This is a genomic window from Agrococcus sp. KRD186 (assembly GCF_017168255.1).
Classification (GTDB): Bacteria; Actinomycetota; Actinomycetes; order Actinomycetales; family Microbacteriaceae; genus Agrococcus.
Genome location: NZ_JABFAP010000001.1, coordinates 1,330,896 through 1,350,558 on the forward strand (window position 1 = coordinate 1,330,896; position 19,663 = coordinate 1,350,558).

At 72.4% G+C, this 19,663-nt stretch carries 23 protein-coding genes and 1 tRNA gene; 8 read left to right on the forward strand and 16 right to left on the reverse strand.

Annotation, left to right across the window (positions count from 1 at the left end):
- Positions 1 to 10: 10 nt before the first annotated feature.
- Genes J1M46_RS06400 through J1M46_RS06410 form a run of 3 tightly spaced genes read right to left on the reverse strand, consistent with a single transcriptional unit; the run spans position 11 to position 3,029 of the window.
- Positions 11 to 946, reverse strand: a complete 936-nt coding sequence (locus J1M46_RS06400; protein ID WP_342384298.1) for a type II secretion system F family protein — start codon at positions 944 to 946, stop codon at positions 11 to 13.
- Complete coding sequence (locus J1M46_RS06405) at positions 943 to 1,800, reverse strand: type II secretion system F family protein (RefSeq protein ID WP_206447063.1); 858 nt, start codon at positions 1,798 to 1,800, stop codon at positions 943 to 945. The genes J1M46_RS06400 and J1M46_RS06405 overlap by 4 nt, the downstream gene beginning before the upstream one ends.
- Positions 1,797 to 3,029, reverse strand: coding sequence for a CpaF family protein (locus tag J1M46_RS06410; protein WP_206447064.1), 1,233 nt, complete (start codon positions 3,027 to 3,029; stop codon positions 1,797 to 1,799). The genes J1M46_RS06405 and J1M46_RS06410 overlap by 4 nt, the downstream gene beginning before the upstream one ends.
- Positions 3,030 to 3,120: 91 nt before the next feature.
- On the opposite strand from J1M46_RS06410, the gene J1M46_RS06415 reads away from it, so the two are divergent.
- Positions 3,121 to 4,305 (forward strand): MFS transporter, encoded by a 1,185-nt coding sequence (locus tag J1M46_RS06415; RefSeq protein WP_206447065.1) that lies wholly within the window; start codon positions 3,121 to 3,123, stop codon positions 4,303 to 4,305.
- Positions 4,306 to 4,312: 7 nt separating this feature from the next.
- Here the strand turns inward: J1M46_RS06415 and msrA are convergent, their stop codons facing one another.
- The 5 genes from msrA to J1M46_RS06440 all read right to left on the reverse strand — a co-directional run bounded on the left by msrA (position 4,313) and on the right by J1M46_RS06440 (position 8,640).
- The gene (gene msrA, locus J1M46_RS06420; RefSeq protein ID WP_206447066.1) at positions 4,313 to 4,867 is read right to left on the reverse strand and encodes a peptide-methionine (S)-S-oxide reductase MsrA; all 555 of its coding nucleotides are present in this window, start codon (positions 4,865 to 4,867) and stop codon (positions 4,313 to 4,315) included.
- 141 nt (positions 4,868 to 5,008) lie between these two features.
- Positions 5,009 to 5,962, reverse strand: a complete 954-nt coding sequence (locus J1M46_RS06425; protein WP_342384299.1) for a hypothetical protein — start codon at positions 5,960 to 5,962, stop codon at positions 5,009 to 5,011.
- Between the two features lie 48 nt (positions 5,963 to 6,010).
- Entirely contained in the window at positions 6,011 to 6,754 is a 744-nt protein-coding gene (locus J1M46_RS06430) for a flavodoxin family protein (RefSeq protein WP_206447068.1), read from the reverse strand.
- 51 nt (positions 6,755 to 6,805) lie between these two features.
- Positions 6,806 to 7,750 carry a 3-hydroxyacyl-CoA dehydrogenase family protein gene (locus tag J1M46_RS06435; RefSeq protein WP_206447069.1) on the reverse strand — a complete coding sequence of 315 codons (945 nt, stop codon included), beginning with the start codon at positions 7,748 to 7,750 and terminating at the stop codon, positions 6,806 to 6,808.
- 122 nt (positions 7,751 to 7,872) lie between these two features.
- Positions 7,873 to 8,640 (reverse strand): SDR family NAD(P)-dependent oxidoreductase, encoded by a 768-nt coding sequence (locus tag J1M46_RS06440; RefSeq protein ID WP_206447070.1) that lies wholly within the window; start codon positions 8,638 to 8,640, stop codon positions 7,873 to 7,875.
- 77 nt (positions 8,641 to 8,717) lie between these two features.
- Here J1M46_RS06440 and J1M46_RS06445 point away from each other — a divergent pair.
- Both J1M46_RS06445 and J1M46_RS06450 read left to right on the forward strand, forming a co-directional pair.
- Positions 8,718 to 8,800, forward strand: a tRNA-Leu gene (locus J1M46_RS06445).
- 49 nt (positions 8,801 to 8,849) lie between these two features.
- On the forward strand, positions 8,850 to 9,572 hold the full coding sequence (locus tag J1M46_RS06450; RefSeq protein ID WP_206447071.1) for a VTT domain-containing protein: 723 nt from the start codon (positions 8,850 to 8,852) through the stop codon (positions 9,570 to 9,572).
- Between the two features lie 4 nt (positions 9,573 to 9,576).
- On the opposite strand, the gene J1M46_RS06455 is transcribed toward J1M46_RS06450, so the two are convergent.
- From J1M46_RS06455 to murI, 6 genes are all read right to left on the reverse strand, one after another.
- Positions 9,577 to 10,230: a metal-dependent transcriptional regulator gene (locus J1M46_RS06455; RefSeq protein ID WP_206447072.1), complete on the reverse strand. Its 654-nt coding sequence runs from the start codon at positions 10,228 to 10,230 to the stop codon at positions 9,577 to 9,579.
- The gene (locus J1M46_RS06460) at positions 10,211 to 10,426 is read right to left on the reverse strand and encodes a hypothetical protein (protein ID WP_206447073.1); all 216 of its coding nucleotides are present in this window, start codon (positions 10,424 to 10,426) and stop codon (positions 10,211 to 10,213) included. The genes J1M46_RS06455 and J1M46_RS06460 overlap by 20 nt, the downstream gene beginning before the upstream one ends.
- A 254-nt stretch (positions 10,427 to 10,680) precedes the next feature.
- Positions 10,681 to 11,769, reverse strand: a complete 1,089-nt coding sequence (locus J1M46_RS06465) for an IS630 family transposase (protein WP_206447074.1) — start codon at positions 11,767 to 11,769, stop codon at positions 10,681 to 10,683.
- A gap of 153 nt (positions 11,770 to 11,922) precedes the next feature.
- Positions 11,923 to 12,540: an RdgB/HAM1 family non-canonical purine NTP pyrophosphatase gene (rdgB, locus tag J1M46_RS06470; protein ID WP_241249041.1), complete on the reverse strand. Its 618-nt coding sequence runs from the start codon at positions 12,538 to 12,540 to the stop codon at positions 11,923 to 11,925.
- A complete protein-coding gene (gene rph / locus J1M46_RS06475; protein ID WP_241249042.1) occupies positions 12,537 to 13,295 on the reverse strand; it encodes a ribonuclease PH in 759 nt (252 codons plus the stop codon). The genes rdgB and rph overlap by 4 nt, the downstream gene beginning before the upstream one ends.
- A gap of 11 nt (positions 13,296 to 13,306) precedes the next feature.
- Positions 13,307 to 14,143, reverse strand: coding sequence for a glutamate racemase (gene murI, locus J1M46_RS06480; protein ID WP_206447075.1), 837 nt, complete (start codon positions 14,141 to 14,143; stop codon positions 13,307 to 13,309).
- A 97-nt stretch (positions 14,144 to 14,240) separates the two neighbouring features.
- On the opposite strand from murI, the gene J1M46_RS06485 reads away from it, so the two are divergent.
- From J1M46_RS06485 to J1M46_RS06500, 4 genes are read left to right on the forward strand one after another with little or no spacing between them, the layout of a single operon-like run.
- Positions 14,241 to 15,053, forward strand: coding sequence for an ATP-binding cassette domain-containing protein (locus J1M46_RS06485; RefSeq protein ID WP_206447076.1), 813 nt, complete (start codon positions 14,241 to 14,243; stop codon positions 15,051 to 15,053).
- A gap of 13 nt (positions 15,054 to 15,066) precedes the next feature.
- On the forward strand, positions 15,067 to 15,711 hold the full coding sequence (locus tag J1M46_RS06490) for an ABC transporter permease subunit (protein WP_206447077.1): 645 nt from the start codon (positions 15,067 to 15,069) through the stop codon (positions 15,709 to 15,711).
- On the forward strand, positions 15,708 to 16,421 hold the full coding sequence (locus J1M46_RS06495; RefSeq protein WP_206447078.1) for an ABC transporter permease: 714 nt from the start codon (positions 15,708 to 15,710) through the stop codon (positions 16,419 to 16,421). Before J1M46_RS06490 ends, J1M46_RS06495 begins: the two co-directional genes overlap by 4 nt.
- The gene (locus J1M46_RS06500; RefSeq protein ID WP_206447079.1) at positions 16,418 to 17,368 is read left to right on the forward strand and encodes an ABC transporter substrate-binding protein; all 951 of its coding nucleotides are present in this window, start codon (positions 16,418 to 16,420) and stop codon (positions 17,366 to 17,368) included. The genes J1M46_RS06495 and J1M46_RS06500 overlap by 4 nt, the downstream gene beginning before the upstream one ends.
- Here the strand turns inward: J1M46_RS06500 and J1M46_RS06505 are convergent, their stop codons facing one another.
- Positions 17,369 to 17,914, reverse strand: coding sequence for a GNAT family N-acetyltransferase (locus J1M46_RS06505; protein ID WP_206447080.1), 546 nt, complete (start codon positions 17,912 to 17,914; stop codon positions 17,369 to 17,371). It abuts the gene before it with no gap.
- 87 nt (positions 17,915 to 18,001) lie between these two features.
- On the opposite strand from J1M46_RS06505, the gene J1M46_RS06510 reads away from it, so the two are divergent.
- Positions 18,002 to 19,291, forward strand: coding sequence for a nicotinate phosphoribosyltransferase (locus J1M46_RS06510; RefSeq protein ID WP_206448613.1), 1,290 nt, complete (start codon positions 18,002 to 18,004; stop codon positions 19,289 to 19,291).
- Positions 19,292 to 19,336: 45 nt separating this feature from the next.
- On the opposite strand, the gene J1M46_RS06515 is transcribed toward J1M46_RS06510, so the two are convergent.
- Positions 19,337 to 19,630 carry a DUF3039 domain-containing protein gene (locus tag J1M46_RS06515; protein ID WP_206447081.1) on the reverse strand — a complete coding sequence of 98 codons (294 nt, stop codon included), beginning with the start codon at positions 19,628 to 19,630 and terminating at the stop codon, positions 19,337 to 19,339.
- Positions 19,631 to 19,663: the final 33 nt, after the last annotated feature.

Here is a 19,663-nt window from a genome sequence, read left to right on the forward strand (position 1 = left end):
TGCTCCTCCTTCAGAATCCGACTTGCAGGACGTGGATGCCCGGCCACAGTGCGAACGCGACGGTCGTCGGCAACAAACCAAAGACCAGTGGCACGAGCATGGAGATCTCCTTGCGACCCGCCGCCTCGAGCAGGTCGCGCTTCGCCGCGTCGCGCGCATCGACCGCCTGAGCCTGCAGCGTCTGCGACAGCGGTGTGCCTCGCTCGAGCGCACCGCGCATCTGGTCGACGCTGCGGGTCACGCCGGGGTGATCGAGCTCGTCGGCGAGCGTCGCGAGCGCGCTCGACAGGCTCGCGCCCGCGGCAGCGTCGGCGACCACCCCCGACAGCTCCCGGCCGAGCGCGCTGTGCCCAGCGGCTCCCACGCGTCGCAGGGCATCCCCCAGCCCCTCGCCCGCGGCGAGGCTGAGCGAGAGGAACTCCAGGATGGAGGGCAGCTCGCTCGAGATGCGCGCGAGCCGGCGCTTCGCGCGATGCTGCAGCAGCCAGTCGAGCGTGAGCGCCCCGATCGCCGCCCCCAGCAGCGCGAGCGCCGCCGGCAGCGCCACATGCCCGCCCTGGACAGCCCCCGCGACCCCGAGCGCCGCCCCGACGGCTCCGCAGAGCACGCTCCAGCGCAGCTGGCGGCCGCGGAGCTCGCCGACCGTCTCGGCCGATGCCGCCTGCCGCAGCCGGCGACGGATGCCCTCCGGCGCGCCGAGCACCGCGTGCACGACCGGCGCCACGCGATCACCGATCGGCGACGCGACGACGCCGAGCACGCGGCTCGGGCTAACGCGGCGGCGCGCGATCAGGTCGCGGGCGCCTGCGGAGACGTCGAGCACGTAGGGCGCCACCCGGTGCAGCAGCAGGGGACGGCGCAGCACCGGGACGAGGCTCACCAGCATCCACAGTCCGAAGCCCAGGCTTGCGCCCAGGATGAGGCTCCAACCGAGCTCGGCGCTCACGCGAACCACCTGGCCTCGGTCGGCAGCGTGCCGATGCGCAGCATCACCCGGTATGCGATGAAGGTCACGATCGCGCCGCCGGTGATGAGCACGATGCCGCCCGGCGCGTTGTACGCCTGCGCGGCCTCGGGTCTGGTGGAGAGGATGAGGAGCACGATCCACGGAGCGGCGACGCCGAGCCTGGCCGCGCTGACGATCCACGTCTGCCGCGCCTCGAGCTCGCCGCGGGTCGCCAGGTCGACGCGCAGGTAGGCGGCGAGCTCGCGCAGCACCGTCGTCACCTCGGTGCCGCCGACCTCGCGGGCCATGCGCAGGGTCTCGATGATGCGGTCGCCGACGGGGTCAGCCAGGCGGTCCTTGAGCCGGTCGAGGGCGTACCCGAACGAGCCCGTGGCCCGGTGGTCGGCCGCATAGGCGGCGAAGGCCGGCCGCGTGATCGCCGGGCCGGCGTGCTCGAGCTGCGCCACCGCATCCGGCAGCGCGAGCCCGCTGCGCACGGCCGAGACCAGGTGGTCGACGACGTCGGGCCAGACGGCGGCCTGCGCCCTGCGTCGCCGCTTGGCGCGCCAGCGCACCGCGATCACGGGGACGGCGGCACCGACGACGAACGCGGCGGCCGCGACCGCGACCACCGGCACGAAGGCGAGGGCGATGCCCGCTGCGAGCACACCCACCAGCAGCGAGACCGCGGCGAGGGCGAGCGGCGGCAGCCCGAACAGGCCCGCCTGCGTGAGGCGATCGAGCAGCGCCGTGCGCGGCCGCGGCTCCTCGGATCGCCGCGAGCGCGGCCACAGCCACGGGCTCACTGCCAGCACCACGCCGAGGCCGAGCACTGCGCCGAGCAGCCAGGTCACGCGCTGCCCCGGGCGAGCAATGCCGCAGCGTCGACGCCGACCGCAGCGAACTTGGCCGTGCGGGCCGGATGGGAGCCCGTCGGCTCGAGCAGCCCGTCGCGCATCGCGAACAGGCTGGACGCCTCGATGACGCCCGCGGTCGCCTGCCCCGTGGGCGCAAGGATCTCGATCACCTGGCGGTTGCCGCGGGCATCGATCGCGAGGTGCACGACCAGGTCGATGCACTGCGCGACCGTCGGCACGACGAAGCCCGAATCGATGTTGCGCCCGGCCAGCAGCGGCAGGGTGGTGAGCTTGCCGAGGGCGTCGCGCGCCGAGTTGGCATGGATCGAGCACATGCCGCTCACCCCGCAGTTGAGCGCCACCAGCAGGTCGAGCGCCTCCGCCTCGCGCACCTCACCCACGACCAGCCGGTCGGGGCGCATGCGCAGCGATTCCTTCACGAGCCGCCGCAACGAGATCTCGCCGGTGCCCTCGAGCGACGGCTGCCGGCACTGGAGCCCGACGATGTCGTCGACCGGAGGGTCGAGCTCGAAGGTCTCCTCGACGGTCACGACGCGCTCGCCGGGACGGACCGCCGCCAGGAGGGCATTGAGCAGCGTGGTCTTGCCCGCATGCGTGGGGCCGGAGACCAGGATGTTGCAGCCCGCGACCACCGCGTGCTTGAGGAAGGCGGCGGCCTGCTGGCTCATCGCGCCGCGCTCGACGAGCGCCGACAGCGACGAGAGCCGCCGGGCGAACTTGCGGATGTTCAGGCTCGTCGCGCCGCGGGCCACGTCGCCGCTGGCCACGTGCAGGCGCGAGCCGTCGGGCAGCGACGCGTCGACGAACGGCGTGCTCAGGTCGACGCGCCGCCCGGTGGTCGAGAGCATCCGCTCGACGAGGTCGCGCACCTCAGCCTCGGTGAGCCGCAGCGGCAGCTGCTCGCTGACTCCCCCGCGGGCGCAGAAGACGCGCGAGCCCTGATTGACCCAGAGCTCCTCGATCTCGGGGTCGTCGAGGTAGGGCTGCAGCGGGCCGTAGCCGGAGACCGCGGCGAGCACGTCGCGCTCGGCCTGCCGCTCATCCGGCAGCATCGGCATGCTGCCGCCCAGGGAGCGCTCGGCGTAGGAGCGCACCGCATCGCGCACGTAGCGCTCGGCGAGATCGCCCTGGCCTGACAGGTCGACGCCGTCGCGCCGCACCTTGGCCCGCACGTTCGCGGTGATCTCGGCGACGGCTTGGCGCATGGGAGCAAGTAGAACCGAACCCGAGCGGTGCCCGCAGAAGTTGTCCACAGCCCGAATTGACCGGACGCTCCCGCTGGCGGAGGCTGGTGCGATGGCCGCCAGCGAGCAGACTCCCCCGCGCGATGCGCCTGCCGCCCGCTCGCGCGGACTCGCCGTGCTGCTGACGACCACCTTCCTGGCGCTGGCCAACTTCGCGGGCCTGCTCGCCGTCGTGCCGCTGTGGGCCTCGGCCGGCGGTCTCGGCAGCGCCGCGGTCGGCAGCACGACCGGCATCATGATGGCCGCGACGGTCGCGACGCAGCTCGCCGCGCCCTGGGTGTTCCGGCTGCTGTCGCTGCGCGCGATGATGATCCTCGGCGCCGCGCTGCTGGGTGGCCCCGCGCCGCTCTACATGCTCTCGAACGATGCCGGCCCGATCCTGCTGCTCACGGTCGTGCGCGGCATCGGCTTCGCGCTGGTCGTGGTCGCCGGCGCCACCCTGATCGCCGACGTCGCCGCGCCGGGGAAGCTCGCCCGCGCGGCCTCCTACTACGGCGTCGCCGGTGCGCTGCCGAACCTGATCGCGCTCGCGGGCGGCGTCTGGGCGGCCGACGCCTGGGGCTTCCCGGTCGTGTTCATCGTCACCGGCGCGGCGGGGCTGCTGGGTGCGGTGCTGGCGTGGATGCTGCCGCGCGGCTCACACGGCGCGTTCCAGGCGGTCTCGGGCAAGGACATGCGGCGGGTCGCGCCGGCCCTCGCGCTGTTCCTGGCCACAGCGGCGTCGTTCGGCGCGGCCTCCACCTTCCTGCCGCTGTCCGGCCCGGCGACCGCCGTCGCCGCGCTCGCGCTGCTGGCCGCCTCCGCCGGCATCGTGCTGGGCCGGCTGGGCGCCGGCGCGGTCGCCGATCGGATGGGCAGCGGCCGCCTGCTGGTGCCCACCGCTGCAGCGGCTGCTCTGGGCACGCTGCTGGTCGCGGCGTCGCTGCAGGGCCCCGCCTGGGCGCTCGTGCTCGGCGCCGGGCTGATCGGCACCGCCTTCGGCGCCGCCCAGAACGATTCCTTCGTCGTCACGATGCGCGTGTTCGGCCCCGCCCGCAGCGGCACCGCCAGCACCATCTGGAACATCGGCTACGACGGCGGCGTGGGCGTCGGCGCCTTCGGCCTCGGCTGGGTGATCGGGCAGCTCGGCCACGCCGGCGCGTTCACGGCGCTGGCCGGCGCGATCGCGGTGGTCGCGCTGGCATGCCTGCCCGGCGCGCTGCGCCGCCCGGTCGCCGAGCCGGCGCAGCCGCGCTGAGGGCGCCTCAGGCGCTCGCGGAGCCTCGCTCCGGCAGCACCCAGCCGGGTCGCACGAAGTGGCAGGTGTAGCCGTTCGGGTTGTCGACCAGGTAGTCCTGGTGCTCGGGCTCGGCCTCCCAGAACGGGCCGGCCGGCTCGATCGTCGTGACCGCCCTGGCCGGCCACAGCCCCGAGGCGTCGACATCCGCGATCGTGTCGCGAGCGACGCGCTCCTGCTCGGGCGTGAGCGGGAAGATGGCCGAGCGGTAGCTCGTGCCGATGTCGTTGCCCTGCCGGTTGAGCGTCGACGGGTCGTGCACCTGGAAGAAGAACGCCAGGATGTCGCGGTAGCTCGTCTGCGCGGGGTCGAAGACGATCTCGACCGCCTCCGCGTGGCCCGGGTGGTTGCGGTAGGTGGCGTGGTCGTTGTCGCCGCCGGTGTAGCCGGCGCGGGTGTCGAGCACCCCCGGCTGCCGGCGGATGAGGTCGTCGAGCCCCCAGAAGCAGCCGCCCGCCAGGACGGCGGTCTCGGTGCCGGGGTCGCGGGTGATCTCTCCGGTGTCGTCGATGCCGCTGGTCATGATGCGTGCTCCTCACTCGTGCTGGTGCCACACGTTGCTGGTGCGGCAGCGTGCTGACGTCGCAGGGTGCGGCGTCCTCTGATGCAACACTGCCCGATGCGATTCTGGTCCCGATCGCCAGAACCTTCCTGGCAGCGCCGCTCAGCCCCGGATCGGGTGGCCCGCCCAGCGCAGCACGCGCAGGGCCCTGAGCGTGATCCAGCGGTTCGGCTCGCCGGCGCTGCCGTAGTCGTTCACCGCGTCGCCGCCGTGGACGACATCGAGCGGCCAGCGGCCGTCCTCACCGCGCTTGGCGTGCACGAGGTCGATCGCCTCGCGCATGCGCTCGTCGGGCACCGCGCCGACCAGCCGGAAGTGCTCGAGCGCGCGCAGCGCGTCGTACTCGTGCCGGGGCGGGAACGCGAACTGCGTGTAGGTGACCTTCGGGATCTCGCCGGTGGACTTCCGCCGCAGCAGGTCGCGCTCCAGCAGGTACGCCTCGCCGCTCGCGCGTGCCTCGCGCACCCGGTGCACGTCGATCGCGCCGCGCGCGGCGCAGACGCGCTCGTAGGCCGCGAGCGCCTCGAGCACGCCGATCGTGGTGTCGAACGACGAGCGCACCGAGCCTCGCTCCTGGTCGCAGTTCCAGCCGCCGTCGGCCATCCGCTCCCCCAGCAGCCGCTCGACGATCCGGTCGTCGACCTCGCCGTAGTAGACCGCGTTCGTCACGAGCGCCGCGTTGATGCACGGCTCGACCTCGCCCTCGAAGAACGGCTCGTCGTCGTACTCCCAGCGGGTGACGCGCTTGACGTCGGCGACGGCCTCCCGCACCCGCGCATCCGCCGGGTCGACACCCAGCAGCCGCAGCTCCGTCAGCACGTGGGCGGTGGAGGTCCAGGGCTGGCCGGAAAGCGCCGGCTGCGCCTTCGGGAAGTGCGCGCCGCCCGCCCACTGCCCGTCGTCGCCGCGGGCGTCCAGCAGCGCCGCGCCCCAGCCCTCGGTCGCGACCCGCGCGCGCTCGCGCGCCACCGCATCCGGACCCTCATCGAGCAGGTCGGCCATCACCTGCCAGCGGATCGCAGGGTCGGCATCCAGCAGCCAGTCGACGACGCTCACGCGCCGAGCTTCCCGCCTGCCGCCCACATCGTCCGCGTCCCGCATCCGTCACCGGTACTCCGGGTTCTGGAACCCGAACCGCTCACCCCGCTCCCACGCGTTGCGGTCGTTGCCCTCGCTGGGGATGCCGCCGCGCAGCATGCGCGCGAGGTGCAGCAGGTTCCACGCCATGATCGTCACGTTGCGCTTGGTGAAGTCGTTGTCGGCGCCGGCGTGCGAGCCGTCGTCGAGCTCGTCCCCGTAGCTCGGGCCGGGGCCCGCCTCCCCCACCCAGCCGGCGTCGGCCTGCGGCGGGATCGTGCAGCCGACGTGCTGCAGCGCGTAGAGGGCCTCGCGCGCCACGTGCTTCATGCCGTCCTCGTTGCCGCCCACGAGGCATCCGCCGACCTTGCCAGTGAAGATCGACTGGCCCTGGTCGTTGAGCTCGCCCGACTCGCTGTAGAGCCGCTCGATCACGCGGCGCGTCACGCTCGAGGCGTCGCCGAGCCAGATGGGGGTGGCGAGCACGATGATGTCGGCGCGCAGCACCAGCTGCCAGAGCGCCGGCCAGGCATCCTCGCTCGCGTCGTGCTCGGTCATGTCGGGCTGCACGCCAGGGGCGATCGCGTGGTCGACCGCGCGCACCACGTCGACCTCGACGCCCTGCTGGCGCAGGATGCCGGCGCTGGCCTCGATGAGCAGGTCGGTGTGGCTCTCGCCCGGCGAGGGCGTCAGCGTGCCGTTGAAGTAGATGGCGCGGATGGGTTCGGTCGCGCCGCCGGTGCTGGTCTGCGTTCCGCTCGTGTCGGTCATGCCCTCCACCGTGGCACGACGCCGACGGGGGCGCCAGGTGTGACCCTGGCCTCAGTCGATCGCCGCCCGCGCCGCGATGAGCGCGGAGAGCCGGCGGGCGAACGTCGTTGCCGCATCAGCGTCGCGCGGCAGGAAGCCAGCGCCGGTCTTCGCGCCCAGCTCGCCCCGCTCGACGCGCTCTCGCAGCATGCCGGGGGCGGCGGATGCGTCCCCCAGGCTCGGGAAGACGCCGTCGGTCACGCTGGTCCACACGTCGAGCCCGCCGAGATCCATGATCTCGAACGGGCCCGCGAGCGCCCAGCGCGGCCCGAGGCCCGCGGTGACCGTCGCGTCGACCTGCTCGGGGCTCGCGACGCCGAGCTCGACCAGGTGCATCGCCTCGCGGTAGAGCGCGGCCTGCAACCGGTTCGCGATGAAGCCCTCGACCTGCTGCGCGAGCGGCACCACCGTCTTGCCTGCCGCGGTCAGCAGCGCCACCATCCGGTCGACGGTCGCCTGCGGCGTCGCCGGCCCGGGCACCACCTCGACGAGCGGCACGGCGTCGGCGGGGTTGAAGAAATGGGCGATCACGAGCCGCGAGGGGTCCCGCATGCCGGCCGCCAGCGCATCCGGGGCGATCGACGAGGTGTTCGAGGCGATGATCGCCGTGGCGTTCGCCGCCTCGACCTGCGCGATGAGCTCGCGCTTGAGCTCGAGCCGCTCTGGCGCGGCCTCGAGCACGATGGTCGCGCCGTCGACGGCGCGCTCGACGCTGTCGTGGGCGGATGCGCCGGCCGAGTCGGCAGCGCGGGTCGCGGTCGCGGCATCGACGTCGAAGACGCGCACCTCGTGCCCAGCCCGGCCGAAGACGCGCGCGATGCCCGCCCCCATGATGCCCGCGCCGAGCACGGCGATCGTCTCCGCACCGATCGTCTCCGCGCCGATCGTCTCTGCGCCGATCGTCTCCGCGCCGATCGTCTCTGCACCGATGGACTCTGCACCGATCGACTCTGGCATGTGCTGCTCCTTCGCTCGCACCCGACGATGCCACAGCACGGCACCCGTGGCGGCCGGGAGCGATCGGCGTCGTTGATCGCCCCGTCAGCGCTCGGGAGCGATCGGCGTCGTTGATCGCCCCGTCAGCGCTCGATGCGCCTGCCGAGCCCGACGCCGGCGATCAGCCGGTCGGGCACGAGCGGGATGATCGGCGCCGCCAGCCGGTAGCGCCAGTCGCTCACCACCACGCCCCGCCGTCTGCGCAGCGCACGCAGGCCCTCACGGACGACTGTGGACGCATCCGCCCACCCCGCCCGCGGCACGACATCGGGCGAGATGCCCATGCGGTCGTGGAACTCGGTCGGCACGAAGCCCGGCAGCAGCGCCGTGACGGTGATGCCGTCGCGGTGGTAGCGGGCGTGGAGCGCGCGCGAGAGCGTGATCACCTGCGACTTCGCCGCCGCGTACGAGCCGCTCGGCAGCCGCCCCGCGAGGCTCGCGACGTTCAGGATGCCGCCGCGGCCGCGCTCGCGCATGCCCGGCAGCGCCGCGTGCGCGAGCCGCAGCGGCACCCACGAGAGCAGCTCGTGCATGCGCCGCTCGTCGTCGATGGCGGATGCGTGGAAGGGCTCGGCGACGGCGAAGCCGGCGTTGTTGATCAGCACGTCGATCGGATGCGTCGCCTGGGCCAGGCGGGCAGCGACGCGTTCGAGGTCGGCCGGGTCGGTGAGATCGGCGGGCAGCACCTCGACCTCGATCGCCCGCGTCGATCGCAGCTCGGCGGCGAGCCGCTCGAGCCGCTCGGCATCGCGGGCGACCAGCACGAGCGCGAGCCCGTCGGCGGCGAGCTGCCTCGTGAACTCGGCGCCCAGGCCCGCCGAGGCCCCGGTGACGAGCGCGCGCGGCTGCATGCGCCCAAGCCTGTCAGAACCCGAGGCGAAACCTGGGCGCGACTGTCGGCGGGCGACGCTATTCTGAAGCCCCACACGCGGGAGTGGTGGAATCGGCAGACACGCAAGGTTTAGGTCCTTGTGCCCTCGTGGCGTAGGGGTTCAAGTCCCCTCTCCCGCACATAGCGCATCCGCGCTCGAACACCGGCACCATGCGAAGGAGCACACGCGTGCATCCGCTGCCAGCAGCGTTCCTCATCGACATCGAGGGACTGATCACGAGCGCCGGGCCCTGGGCGCTGCTGCTGGTGTGCGCGATCGTGTTCGTCGAGACGGGGCTGCTCGTCGGCTTCCTGCTGCCGGGCGACACGCTCCTGGTGATCGCGGGGGTGCTCTCGTTCACCGGCGTCATCCCGCAGCCCATCTGGCTCGTGATGCTCAGCATCGCCGCGTGCGCGATCGCGGGCGACCAGCTGGGCTACTACATCGGCAAGAAGGCCGGGCCGCCCATCTTCCAGCGGAAGTCGTCCGGCCTCTTCTCCCACAGGACGATCGAGCGCACGAACCGCTTCTTCCTGCGCTACGGCGCCGCGGCGGTCATCATCGCCCGCTTCATCGGCATCGTGCGCACCTTCATGCCGGTCGCCGCTGGCGTCGGCAAGATGCCGTGGCCGCTGTTCTTCCGGCTCGACATCATCGGCGGCTTCCTGTGGGGCGCGGGGCTGCCGCTGCTGGGCTGGGGCGTCGCCCACATCCCCGGCGTCGCCGACTTCGTCACCCAGTACATCGACCTGGTGCTGATCGGCGTCGTCGTCATCGCGATCGGCTTCATCGTCTGGCACGCGATCCAGTCGCGCCGCGAGGTCGAGCAGGAGATCCGCGACGGCACCGCCACCGGCGACGTCGAGACGCTCGACCTGTCGGGCTGGGACGACAGCGGCCTGGAGCGCTGAAGGGCTAGGTCGCGAGCCAGACGGCCTGCGCGACCTCCGGGCCGAGATCGACCGTGCCGCCGCCTGCGCGCACCTGGATCGATCCCGAGTAGGGCTTCTGCCCCAGCACCGTGAGCACCGAGTCGAGCGCGATGCCCGCCTCGGCGAGGAACCGCAGCATGGCGGGGTCGGTGTCGGAGATGCGCACCACGGCACCCTCATGGCCCGCCCGCGTCTCGGCCAGCAGCACCGCATCCGGTCTCGTCACCGTGCCGTCGCTCGCCGGGATCGGATCGCCATGCGGGTCGCGCACCGGATCGCCGAGCGAGCGGGCGATCGACTCGAGCAGCCGGTCGCTGAGCGCGTGCTCGAGGATCTCCGCCTCGTCGTGCACCTCGTCCCAGTCGTAGCCGTGCCGCTCGACCAGCCAGGTCTCGACCACGCGGTGCCTGCGCACCTGCCGCACCGCCAGCAGCGAGCCCTTGCGGGTCAGCTCGATGGCGCCGTAGGGGCGGTGGTGCACGAGGCCGGCGGCGGCGAGCTTCTTGACCATCTCGGTGACGGTCGAGTTCGCCAGGCCCAGCCGCGTCGCCAGCTGCGATGGCGTCACGGGCTCGGGCTGCCACTCGGTGTGGTGGTAGATGGCCTTGACGTAGTCCTCAGCCGCGGTGGACTGCATGTCGCCTCGCTCTCGCCCATCGCACGATGACCCCCCGGCGGGGCCCGAACAGCAACGCTAGCCCGAACGCGGGGCCCTGCGTCAGCACCACGGCGCCGCCGGGCGAGATGTCGAGCCAGAACGCGGCCATCAGCCCAGCGAGCGAGGCGACCATCGTGAGCGCCTGCGCGATGTCGCCGTCCGAGCCGCCCAGCACACCGGACGGGCTGCCGCGGCCACGCGACGTGCGCCCGATCGGGAGCCGCGGACCCGTTCGCGTTCGCTGGACCCGTTCGCGTTCGCTGGACCCGTTCGAGATCGCTGGACCCGTTCGAGATCGCTGGACCCGTTGGAGATCGCTGGACCCGCTCTGCACGCGACTGGACCCGTTCCGGATTGCCGGACCCGCCAGAACGGGTCCCAGGATCTCGGACGGGTCCAGCCTCCAGACACTCCCGCTAGTGGTCTGTCTCAGTTTTGATTGACTACTCGATCGAGGGTGGCGCGGGCGCGGGCGACTTTCGCGAGGATCGATTCGGCCGTGGCGGTCCAGACGTACGGCCTGGGGTCCTCGTTGCTGGCTTCGAGGTAGTCCTCGATGCTGGCGATCAGCTGCGGCACGGAGCCGAAGATCCCGCGTCGGAGGTTCTGCTCGGTCAGGTCGCGGAACCAGCGCTCGACCTGGTTGAGCCATGAGGCCGAGGTGGGCGTGAAGTGCAGGTGGAACCTGCGGTGACTCTCCAGCCAGCGCTTGACCGCAGGGTGCTTGTGGGTGGCGTAGTTGTCCAGGATCAGGTGCACCTGCAGGTGCTTCGGGACCTCACGGTCGATGGTCTTGAGGAATTTCAGGAACTCCTCGTGCCGGTGCTTGGGCAGGCACTGCCCGATGACCTTCCCGCTGAGCACGTCCAGCGCCGCGAACAGCGTGGTGGTGCCGTTGCGCTTGTAGTCATGCGTCATGGTCCCGGCGCGCCCCGGGACCATCGGCAACGACGGCTGGGTCCGGTCGAGCGCCTGGATCTGGGACTTCTCGTCCATGCACAGCACCACCGCCTGCTCGGGAGGGTCGAGATACAGGCCCACGACATCGACGACCTTCTCCGAGAACCGTGGGTCGTTGCTGACCTTGAACGTGTCGACCCGGTGGGGCTTGATGCCCAGCTCCGACCAGATCCGCTGCACGCTGGCCGGGCTGATGCCGACCTTCCTGGCCATGTCCCGGCACGACCAATGCGTCTTGCCCTTCGGCGGCGTCTTCGACAGCTCCACCACCTGCGCGACCGTCTCGTCGCTGATCGTCGGCTTCCGGCCCCGGCCGGGGGCGACCTTGCCCCAGTTCGCGAGCCCCTCGGCCTCGAACGACTCTCGCCACGAGCGGACCGTGACCGGGCTGACGCCGCGAGCGTCCGCGATCGTCTTGTTCCCGACCCCGTCCGCAGCATCCAGCAGCACCTGGGCGCGGACCACCTCCCGATGCGCTGACGTCTGCGACCTCGCGATGCGGTCGAGCACTTCGCGGTGCTCCTCGGAGACGGACAGAGGTGCGGCTGGAGCGGACATACTCCAGAATAACCCGCTACGGTCTAACTATTTGCGAGACACACCACTAGGAGCGCGCGTCCGGCAGCACGCAGCCGCCGCGCGCGCCTGGCACCGCAACGCGGACGACAGTCGGATGCGCGGCAGCGCGCCGCGCGATGGCCAGGTGGAGCCTCAGCCCGCCTGGATCCGCTCCGCGAGCGCCGTGAACGCGATCCGGCGGTGGCTCAGCGCGTCCTTCTCGGCGGGGCTGAGCTCCGCCGAGGCCCGTCCCCCGCCGTCGTGCGGGACGAAGATCGGGTCGTACCCGAACCCGCCCTCGCCACGGGGCGCATCCGCTATCTCGCCCTTCCACTCGCCGCGCACGGCGAGCTCGCCGTCGGCGTCGACCCACGCGGCGGCGCAGACGAACTGCGCGGCGCGATCGGCGGACGAGCCCAGGTTGGCCAGCAGCAGCTCGAGGTTGTCGCGATCGTCGCGGGTGCCGGCGTAGCGGGCCGAATGGATGCCGGGGGCGCCGCCGAGCGCGTCCACCTCGATGCCCGAGTCGTCGGCCAGCGCAGGCAGTCCGGTGTGCGCGTGGGCGGCGCGCGCCTTGATGAGCGCGTTCGCCTCGAAGCTCTCGCCGTCCTCGACCGGCTCCGGGCCGTCGTAGGGCAGCAGCTCGACGCCGGGCAGCAGCGGCGCGAGGATGCGCGCGAGCTCCTCGACCTTGTGCGCGTTGTGGGTGGCGACGACCACCTGCAGGCCGCCGCCGACCAGATCGAGGCCCATCGAGCCGGTGATGCTCATGCGCTGCCGCCCAGCGGAGCCGCGAGCGCCGCGGCCTGCAGCTCGGTCAGCGTCGCGGTGCCCGCGAGCGCGAGGTCGAGCAGCCGATCGAGCTCTGAGCGGTCGAAGGGGGCGCCCTCTGCGGTGCCCTGCACCTCGATCAGCAGCCCGCGGCCGGTGGCGACGACGTTCATGTCGGTGCCGGCGCGCACGTCCTCGGTGTAGGCCAGATCGAGCATCGGCTCGCCGTCGACGATGCCGACCGAGACGGCGGCGACCGAGTCGATGAGCGGCTTGGCGCTCTTCGGCACGCGCCCTTCGCCCTGCGCCCAGGCGATCGCGTCGGCCAGCGCCACGTAGGCACCGGTGATCGCGGCCGTGCGGGTGCCGCCGTCGGCCTGCAGCACGTCGCAGTCGACCGCGATCGAGAGCTCGCCGAGCGCCTTCATGTCGACGCCCGCCCGCAGCGAGCGGCCGATCAGGCGCGAGATCTCGTGCGTGCGGCCGCCCACCTTGCCGCGCACGCTCTCGCGATCCATCCGCTCGTTCGTCGAGCGCGGCAGCATCGAGTACTCGGCGGTCACCCAGCCCTTGCCCTTGCCCGACATCCAGCGGGGCACGGTGGGCATGACGGATGCGGTGCACAGCACGCGCGTGCCGCCGAAGGAGATGAGGGCGCTCCCCTCGGCCTGCTGGCTCCACCCTCGCTCGATGGTGACCTCGCGCAGCTGGTCGAGCTGCCTGCCGTCCTTGCGCGTGATGCCTGCTGCAGCCAATGCCGTCTCCTTCAGTCGGTGCGACCGGGCAGGGTGATGACCCCGGTCTGATGGAACTCCACGTGGGTGACCTCCGGCCCGAGGAAGCGCCGGGCGAGCCGCAGGAACGGCTCCTGCGCCTCGGTGGTGGCCTCGAACTCGTAGGTGGGGGCCGCTCTCGTCGGCGCCAGCATGCCGCGGTCGCTGAGGATGCGGTAGACGTCGGCCGCGGTCTCCTCGGCGCTCGAGACCAGCCGCACGTCGGCGCCGGCGACGTAGCCGATCGCGCCCGCCAGCAGCGGGTAGTGGGTGCAGCCGAGCACGACCGTGTCGAGATCCTCGGCCAGCAGCGGCTCGAGGTAGCGATGCGCGGCCTCGAGCACCTCGTCGCCGGTGGTGACGCCCGACTCGACGAACTCCACGAAGCGCGGGGCCGCCGCCGCGGCCACGTGCGGCACACCGGCCTCCGCGAACGCGCGCTGGTAGGCGCCGGAGCCGATGGTGCCGGCGGTGCCGATCACGCCGATGCGGCCGGATCGGCTCTGCGCCACGGCCGCCCGCACGGCAGGGTGGATGACCTCGACGACGGGGATGCCCATGCCGGCCTCGTAGCGCTCGCGCGCGATGTCGAAGGTCGCGGCTGAGGCGGTGTTGCAGGCGATCACGAGCATCTTCACACCCTGGGCGACGAGCGTGTCGAGCACGTCGAGCGCCAGGTGCCGCACGTCGTCCTGCTCGCGCGGTCCGTAGGGCCCGTTCGCGGTGTCGCCGATGTAGGTGATCGACTCGGCAGGCAGCTGGTCGATGATCGCGCGCGCCACGGTGAGCCCGCCGACACCGCTGTCGAAGACTCCGATCGGGCGCTGCACGACGGCAAGCCTAGTCGCGCCCGCTCGCGGTCACCCCCCGCACCGAGGTCAGGCGCACCCGGTAGTGTCGGCACCCGGCGACCGGGAGGAGCCCCGCGTGATCGAGTTCGACGCCGTGCACAAGGAGTATCCCGACGGCACCGTGGCCGTCGAGCGCTTCAGCCTGATCGTCCCCTCGCACCGCGTGGTCGCCCTGGTGGGCTCCTCCGGCAGCGGCAAGACGACGCTGCTGCGCATGGTCAACCGCATGGTCGAGCCCTCCAGCGGCACGGTCTCGATCGACGGCGTCGACGTGCGCTCGATGGATCGCGTGAAGCTGCGCCGCTCGATCGGCTACGTCCTCCAGGCCGGCGGCCTGCTCCCGCACCGCACCGTCGCAGACAACGTCGCCACGGTGCCGGTGCTCGAGGGTCGCAGCCGCCGGCAGGCGAGGGCGGATGCGCTGGGTCTGCTCGAGCGCGTCGGTCTCGACACGGCGCTCGCCGACCGCTACCCCGCGCAGCTCTCCGGCGGCCAGCAGCAGCGCGTCGGTGTCGCCCGCGCGCTCGCCGCCGACCCGAACATCCTGCTGATGGACGAGCCCTTCGGCGCCGTCGACCCGATCGTGCGCGACCAGCTGCAGGCCGAGATGCGCGCGCTGCAGGCCGACATCGGCAAGACCATCGTGTTCGTCACGCACGACATCGACGAGGCGTTCGCGCTCGGCGACGAGGTGGTGGTGCTGCGCACCGGCGCCGAGATCGCGCAGCGGGGCGCGCCGGCCGAGATCCTCGCGAATCCGGCGGACGACTTCGTCTCCGACTTCGTGGGTGCCGGCACCGCCCAGCGCACCCTGCGCATCCGCGAGGTCGACGGCCGCAGCGTCGTCGTCGACGGCGACGATCGCCCCACCGGCGTGCTCGAGCGGTGACGGGCCCAGTCCTGTGAACTGGCTCAGCCAGAACCTGCACATCGTCGGCCAGCTGCTGGCCGACCACCTGGTGCTGTCGATCCCACCCATCCTGCTGAGCCTCATCATCTCGGTGCCGCTCGGGCGCCTCGCGGCCGGCAGCCCGCGCTGGCGCACGCCGCTGCTCACCGGCACCGGCCTGCTCTACGCGATCCCCTCGCTGCCGCTGTTCATCATCGTCCCCGCGGTGTTCGGCTTCTCGCTGCGCTCCCCCGCGACCATGATCACCGCGCTGACGCTGTACGGCTGCGCCCTGCTCGTGCGCGGTGCGGCGGATGCGTTCTCGTCCGTCCCGCAGGACGTGCGGTTGGCGGCCGCGGCGACCGGGCACTCCCGCTGGGGCATGTTCTGGAAGGTCGAGCTGCCGCTGGCCGGCCCGGTGCTGCTGTCGTCGCTGCGAGTGGTGACGGTCTCGACCGTCAGCCTCGTGACGGTCGGCGCCGTCATCGGCATCTCGAGCCTCGGCACGCTGTTCACCGACGGCTTCCAGCGCAACATCGACGCCTCCATCATCACCGGCATCGTGCTCACCGTCGTCGTCGCGTTCGCGCTCGATGCCCTCTGCGTGCTCGCCGCGCGCTGGGCGATGCCCTGGCAGCGGGCGGTGAGCCGCGCATGAACCTGCTCATCGAGGCGGTGCAGTGGCTGCTCGACCCCGTCAACTGGCAGGGCGAGAACGCGCTCGGCATGCGCATCCTCGAGCACCTGGGCTTCTCGGCTGTCGTCGTGCTGGTGGCGGCCGCCATCGGCATCCCGGTCGGCACCCTGATCGGGCACACCGGCCGCGGCCGAGGCGCGATCATCGCGATCACGGGCGGCGCGCGGGCGCTGCCGACGCTCGGCCTGCTGACGATCTTCGGCCTGTGGCTCGGCATCGGGCTCGAGGCGCCGTTCCTGGCGCTGCTGGTGCTGGCGCTGCCGCCTGTGCTGGCCGGCGCCTACGCCGGCGTCGAGTCGGTCGACCGCGCGACCGTCGGCGCGGCGCGGGCGATCGGGCTGACCGAGCGGCAGATCCTCACCGGGGTCGAGCTGCCGCTCGCCGCGCCCGTCATCATCGGCGGCCTGCGCTCGGCGGCGCTGCAGGTGATCTCCACCGCGACGCTCGCCGCCTACATCTCCGACACCGGGCTCGGCAGGCCCCTCTTCACAGGCATGAAGACGCAGCAGTACGACATGATGCTCGGCGCGTCCATCCTCGTGGCGCTGCTCGCGCTCATTGTCGAGCTGTGCTTCCAGCTCGTCCAATCCGCGGCGACCCGCCGCGCCGAACCCCACAACGGACACCAGCACCGTGCGCACTCAGGTGCGCGAGAGAGGATCGCAGCATGAACATCACCCCAGGTCGCACGGCGCGCTTGCGCCGCACCGGACTCACCATCGCCGCAGTGGGCACCGCCGCCGCGCTGCTCGCCGGCTGCTCGAGCGCCGACCCGCTCGACGAGGGAGACTCCGCACCGCCCGCCGAGGGCGACAGCACCACGCTGGTCGTCGGCTCGCAGGACTACTACTCGAACGAGATCATCGCCGAGCTCTACGCCCAGGCGCTGGAGGCGGACGGCGTGCGCGTCGACCGTCAGCTGCGCATCGGCCAGCGCGAGGTGTACATGCCCGAGATCGAGTCGGGCGCGATCGACCTCTTCCCCGAGTACACCGGGCCGCTGCTGCAGTACTGGGAGGACGAGCCCGCCGAGCGCACGAGCGACGAGGTCTTCGACGCGCTGGTCGGGGCCGCTCCCGAGGGCCTCACGATCCTCGAGCAGGCGCCGGCGACCGACCAGGATTCCTACGTGGTCACGCGCGAGTTCGCCGAGGCGAACGACCTGACCACCGTCGCCGACCTGGCGAACGTCGAGGGGCCGCTCACGATGGGCGCGAACTCCGAGGCGGAGACGCGCCCGAACGGACCGCAGGGCCTCGCCGACGTGTACGGCATCGAGGTGGGCTTCACCCCCATCGAGGATGGCGGCGGCCCGCTCACGATCCAGGCGCTGCAGGACGGCGACATCCAGCTCGCCATCGTCTACACCGCCGACCCGACGATCGCGCAGAACGACCTGGTCGTGCTCGAGGACACCGAGGGCCTCTTCCTCGCCTCGAACGTGGTGCCGATCGCGAGTGACCGTGTCGACGCCGAGGCGCAGGCGACGATCGACGAGGTGAGCGCGGCACTGACGGCGGAGGCGCTCATCGGCCTCAACCGCCAGAGCGTCGAGGAGCAGTCCCCGGCAGCCGACATCGCTCAGGCATGGCTCGAGGAGCAGGGCTTGCTGGGGTAGTCAGTCCCTGAGCATCCGGTGCATCGGGATGCTGCCCCAGGTCGGGCCGGTCTCGACCTGCTCGTCGAGGTGACGGAAGCCGCGCCGCTCGTAGAACCGGGCAGCGCGGTCGTTGCCGTCGATGAGCCAGAGGTAGTGCGGGCGCTCGTCGACGACCGCGTCGAACAGCGCGGCGCCGAGGCCGCTGCCGTGCATCTCCGCGTGCACGTACAGCCGGTCGAGCTCGCGACCTGCGGGCGGCGGCACGAGGCCCAGCTCCTGCTCCCATGCCGCAGGCGCCGCGCTGGTGGCGGCGATGCCGACGATCCGGTCGCCCTGCCAGGCGACCTGCCGCACCGCCTCGCGCCTGGCAGGGTCGCCGAAGGCCCGCGCGAGCCCGACGACGTTCGCCTGCGCCAGCCCGCGCACGCCGAAGTCCTGGGGCAGTCGGCCCGCGTAGGTGCGCTGCTGCTCCTCGACCAGAAACATCGCCCAGGCGGGCGCGTCGGCGGGCGTCGGCTGGCGCAGCTCGACGCCCTCGGGCAGCGCTCTCGCTCGATTCGGCACCCGGCAACGCTACCCGCACGCGCCCGCCCGGGGCGACGCAGCGCATCCGCTCGTCATAGGCTGGCGCGCGTGACCGACACCGCGCTCATGACCGACCGCTACGAGCTGACGATGATCGATGCCGCCATGCGCAGCGGCACCGCGTTCCGGCCCTCCGTCTTCGAGCTGTTCGCCCGCCGCCTGCCCGGCGCGCGCCGCTACGGCGTCGTCGCCGGCACCGGCCGCTTCCTCGAGCGGCTCGCCGAGTTCCGCTTCGGCGAGGCCGAGCTCGCCTACCTGCGCAGCAACGAGGTGGTCTCCGACGAGCTCATCGACTGGCTCGCCGACTACCGCTTCACGGGCGAGATCCGGGGCTACGCCGAGGGCGAGCTGTACTTCCCCGGCTCCCCGATCCTCGTGGTCGAGGGCTCGTTCGCCGAGGCGGTGATGCTGGAGACCGTCGCGCTGTCGGTGCTGAACTACGACTCGGCGGTCGCCAACGCCGCCACCCGCATGGCACGCGCCGCCAAGGGCCGCCCGATCGCCGAGATGGGCTCACGCCGCGCGAACGAGGAGGCCGCCGTGGCCGCCGCCCGCGCCGCCTACATCGCCGGCTTCTCGGCCACCTCGAACCTGGCCGCCGGCGCTCGCTGGGGCATCCCCACCATGGGCACCGCCGCGCACTCCTTCACGCTGCTGCACGACTCCGAGGCGGCCGCCTTCCAGGCGCAGATCGACGTGCTGGGGGTCGAGACGACGCTGCTGGTCGACACCTACGACGTCGAGCAGGGCATCCGCACCGCCATCGAGGTCGCGGGCCCCGGCCTCGGCGGCATCCGTCTCGACTCGGGCGATCTGGCGGAGGTGGCGGGCGAGGCCCGTGCGCTGCTCGACTCGCTCGGCGCCACCGGTACCCGCATCACCGTCACCAGCGACCTGGACGAGTACGCCATCGCGGGCCTGCAGGCGAGCCCCGTGGATGCGTATGGTGTCGGCACGAGCGTCGTCACGGGCTCGGGCGCACCGGCGGCGGGCATGGTCTACAAGCTGGTCGCCCGCCAGGGCAACGACGGCGAGTGGGTGGGCGTCGCCAAGTACTCCGAGAACAAGGCCTCGAAGGGCGGCGAGAAGGTCGCCGTGCGCACGCTCGAGGACGGCATCGCCGTCGAGGAGACGGTGCTGCTGAGCGCCGACGGCACCGTTGCAGCCGAGTCGGCCGCTCGCGGCCGCTCGCTGCAGGTGCCGCTGGTCACGGGCGGCGAGATCGATGCGCAGTGGCTGGGCGCCGCCGGCGTCGAGGCGGCGCGCGAGCGCCACGCGGCGTCGGTGGCCGAGCTGCCGGCCGACGCGCACCGCCTGGCGCGCGGCGAGCCGGCGATCCCGACCGTCTTCCGCTGAGCGAACCGTGGCCCGAGACGGGCCACGGCGCTGGGGTCCACCGCGTTACTTGTCGCGCATCTTCTCGTAGATGTCCTTGCAGGTGGGGCAGACGGGGAACTTCTCCGGGTCGCGACCCGGCGTCCACTTCTTGCCGCACAGCGCGCGGACGGGCTTGCCCGACAGCGCCGACTGCAGGATCTTCTCCTTCTTCACGTAGTGCGAGAAGCGGTCGTGGTCGCCGTCCTCGACCGACTCCTCGTTGAGCAGCTGCTCGAGCTCGCGGTCGAGCACGTCGGTGCCGCCGCCGGCGCCGATGGTGCCCGGTCCGGAAGTCTCAGGTGATGGCGTGGTCGTCATGGCACCATGATCCCACGACGAGGAGGGGGAGAT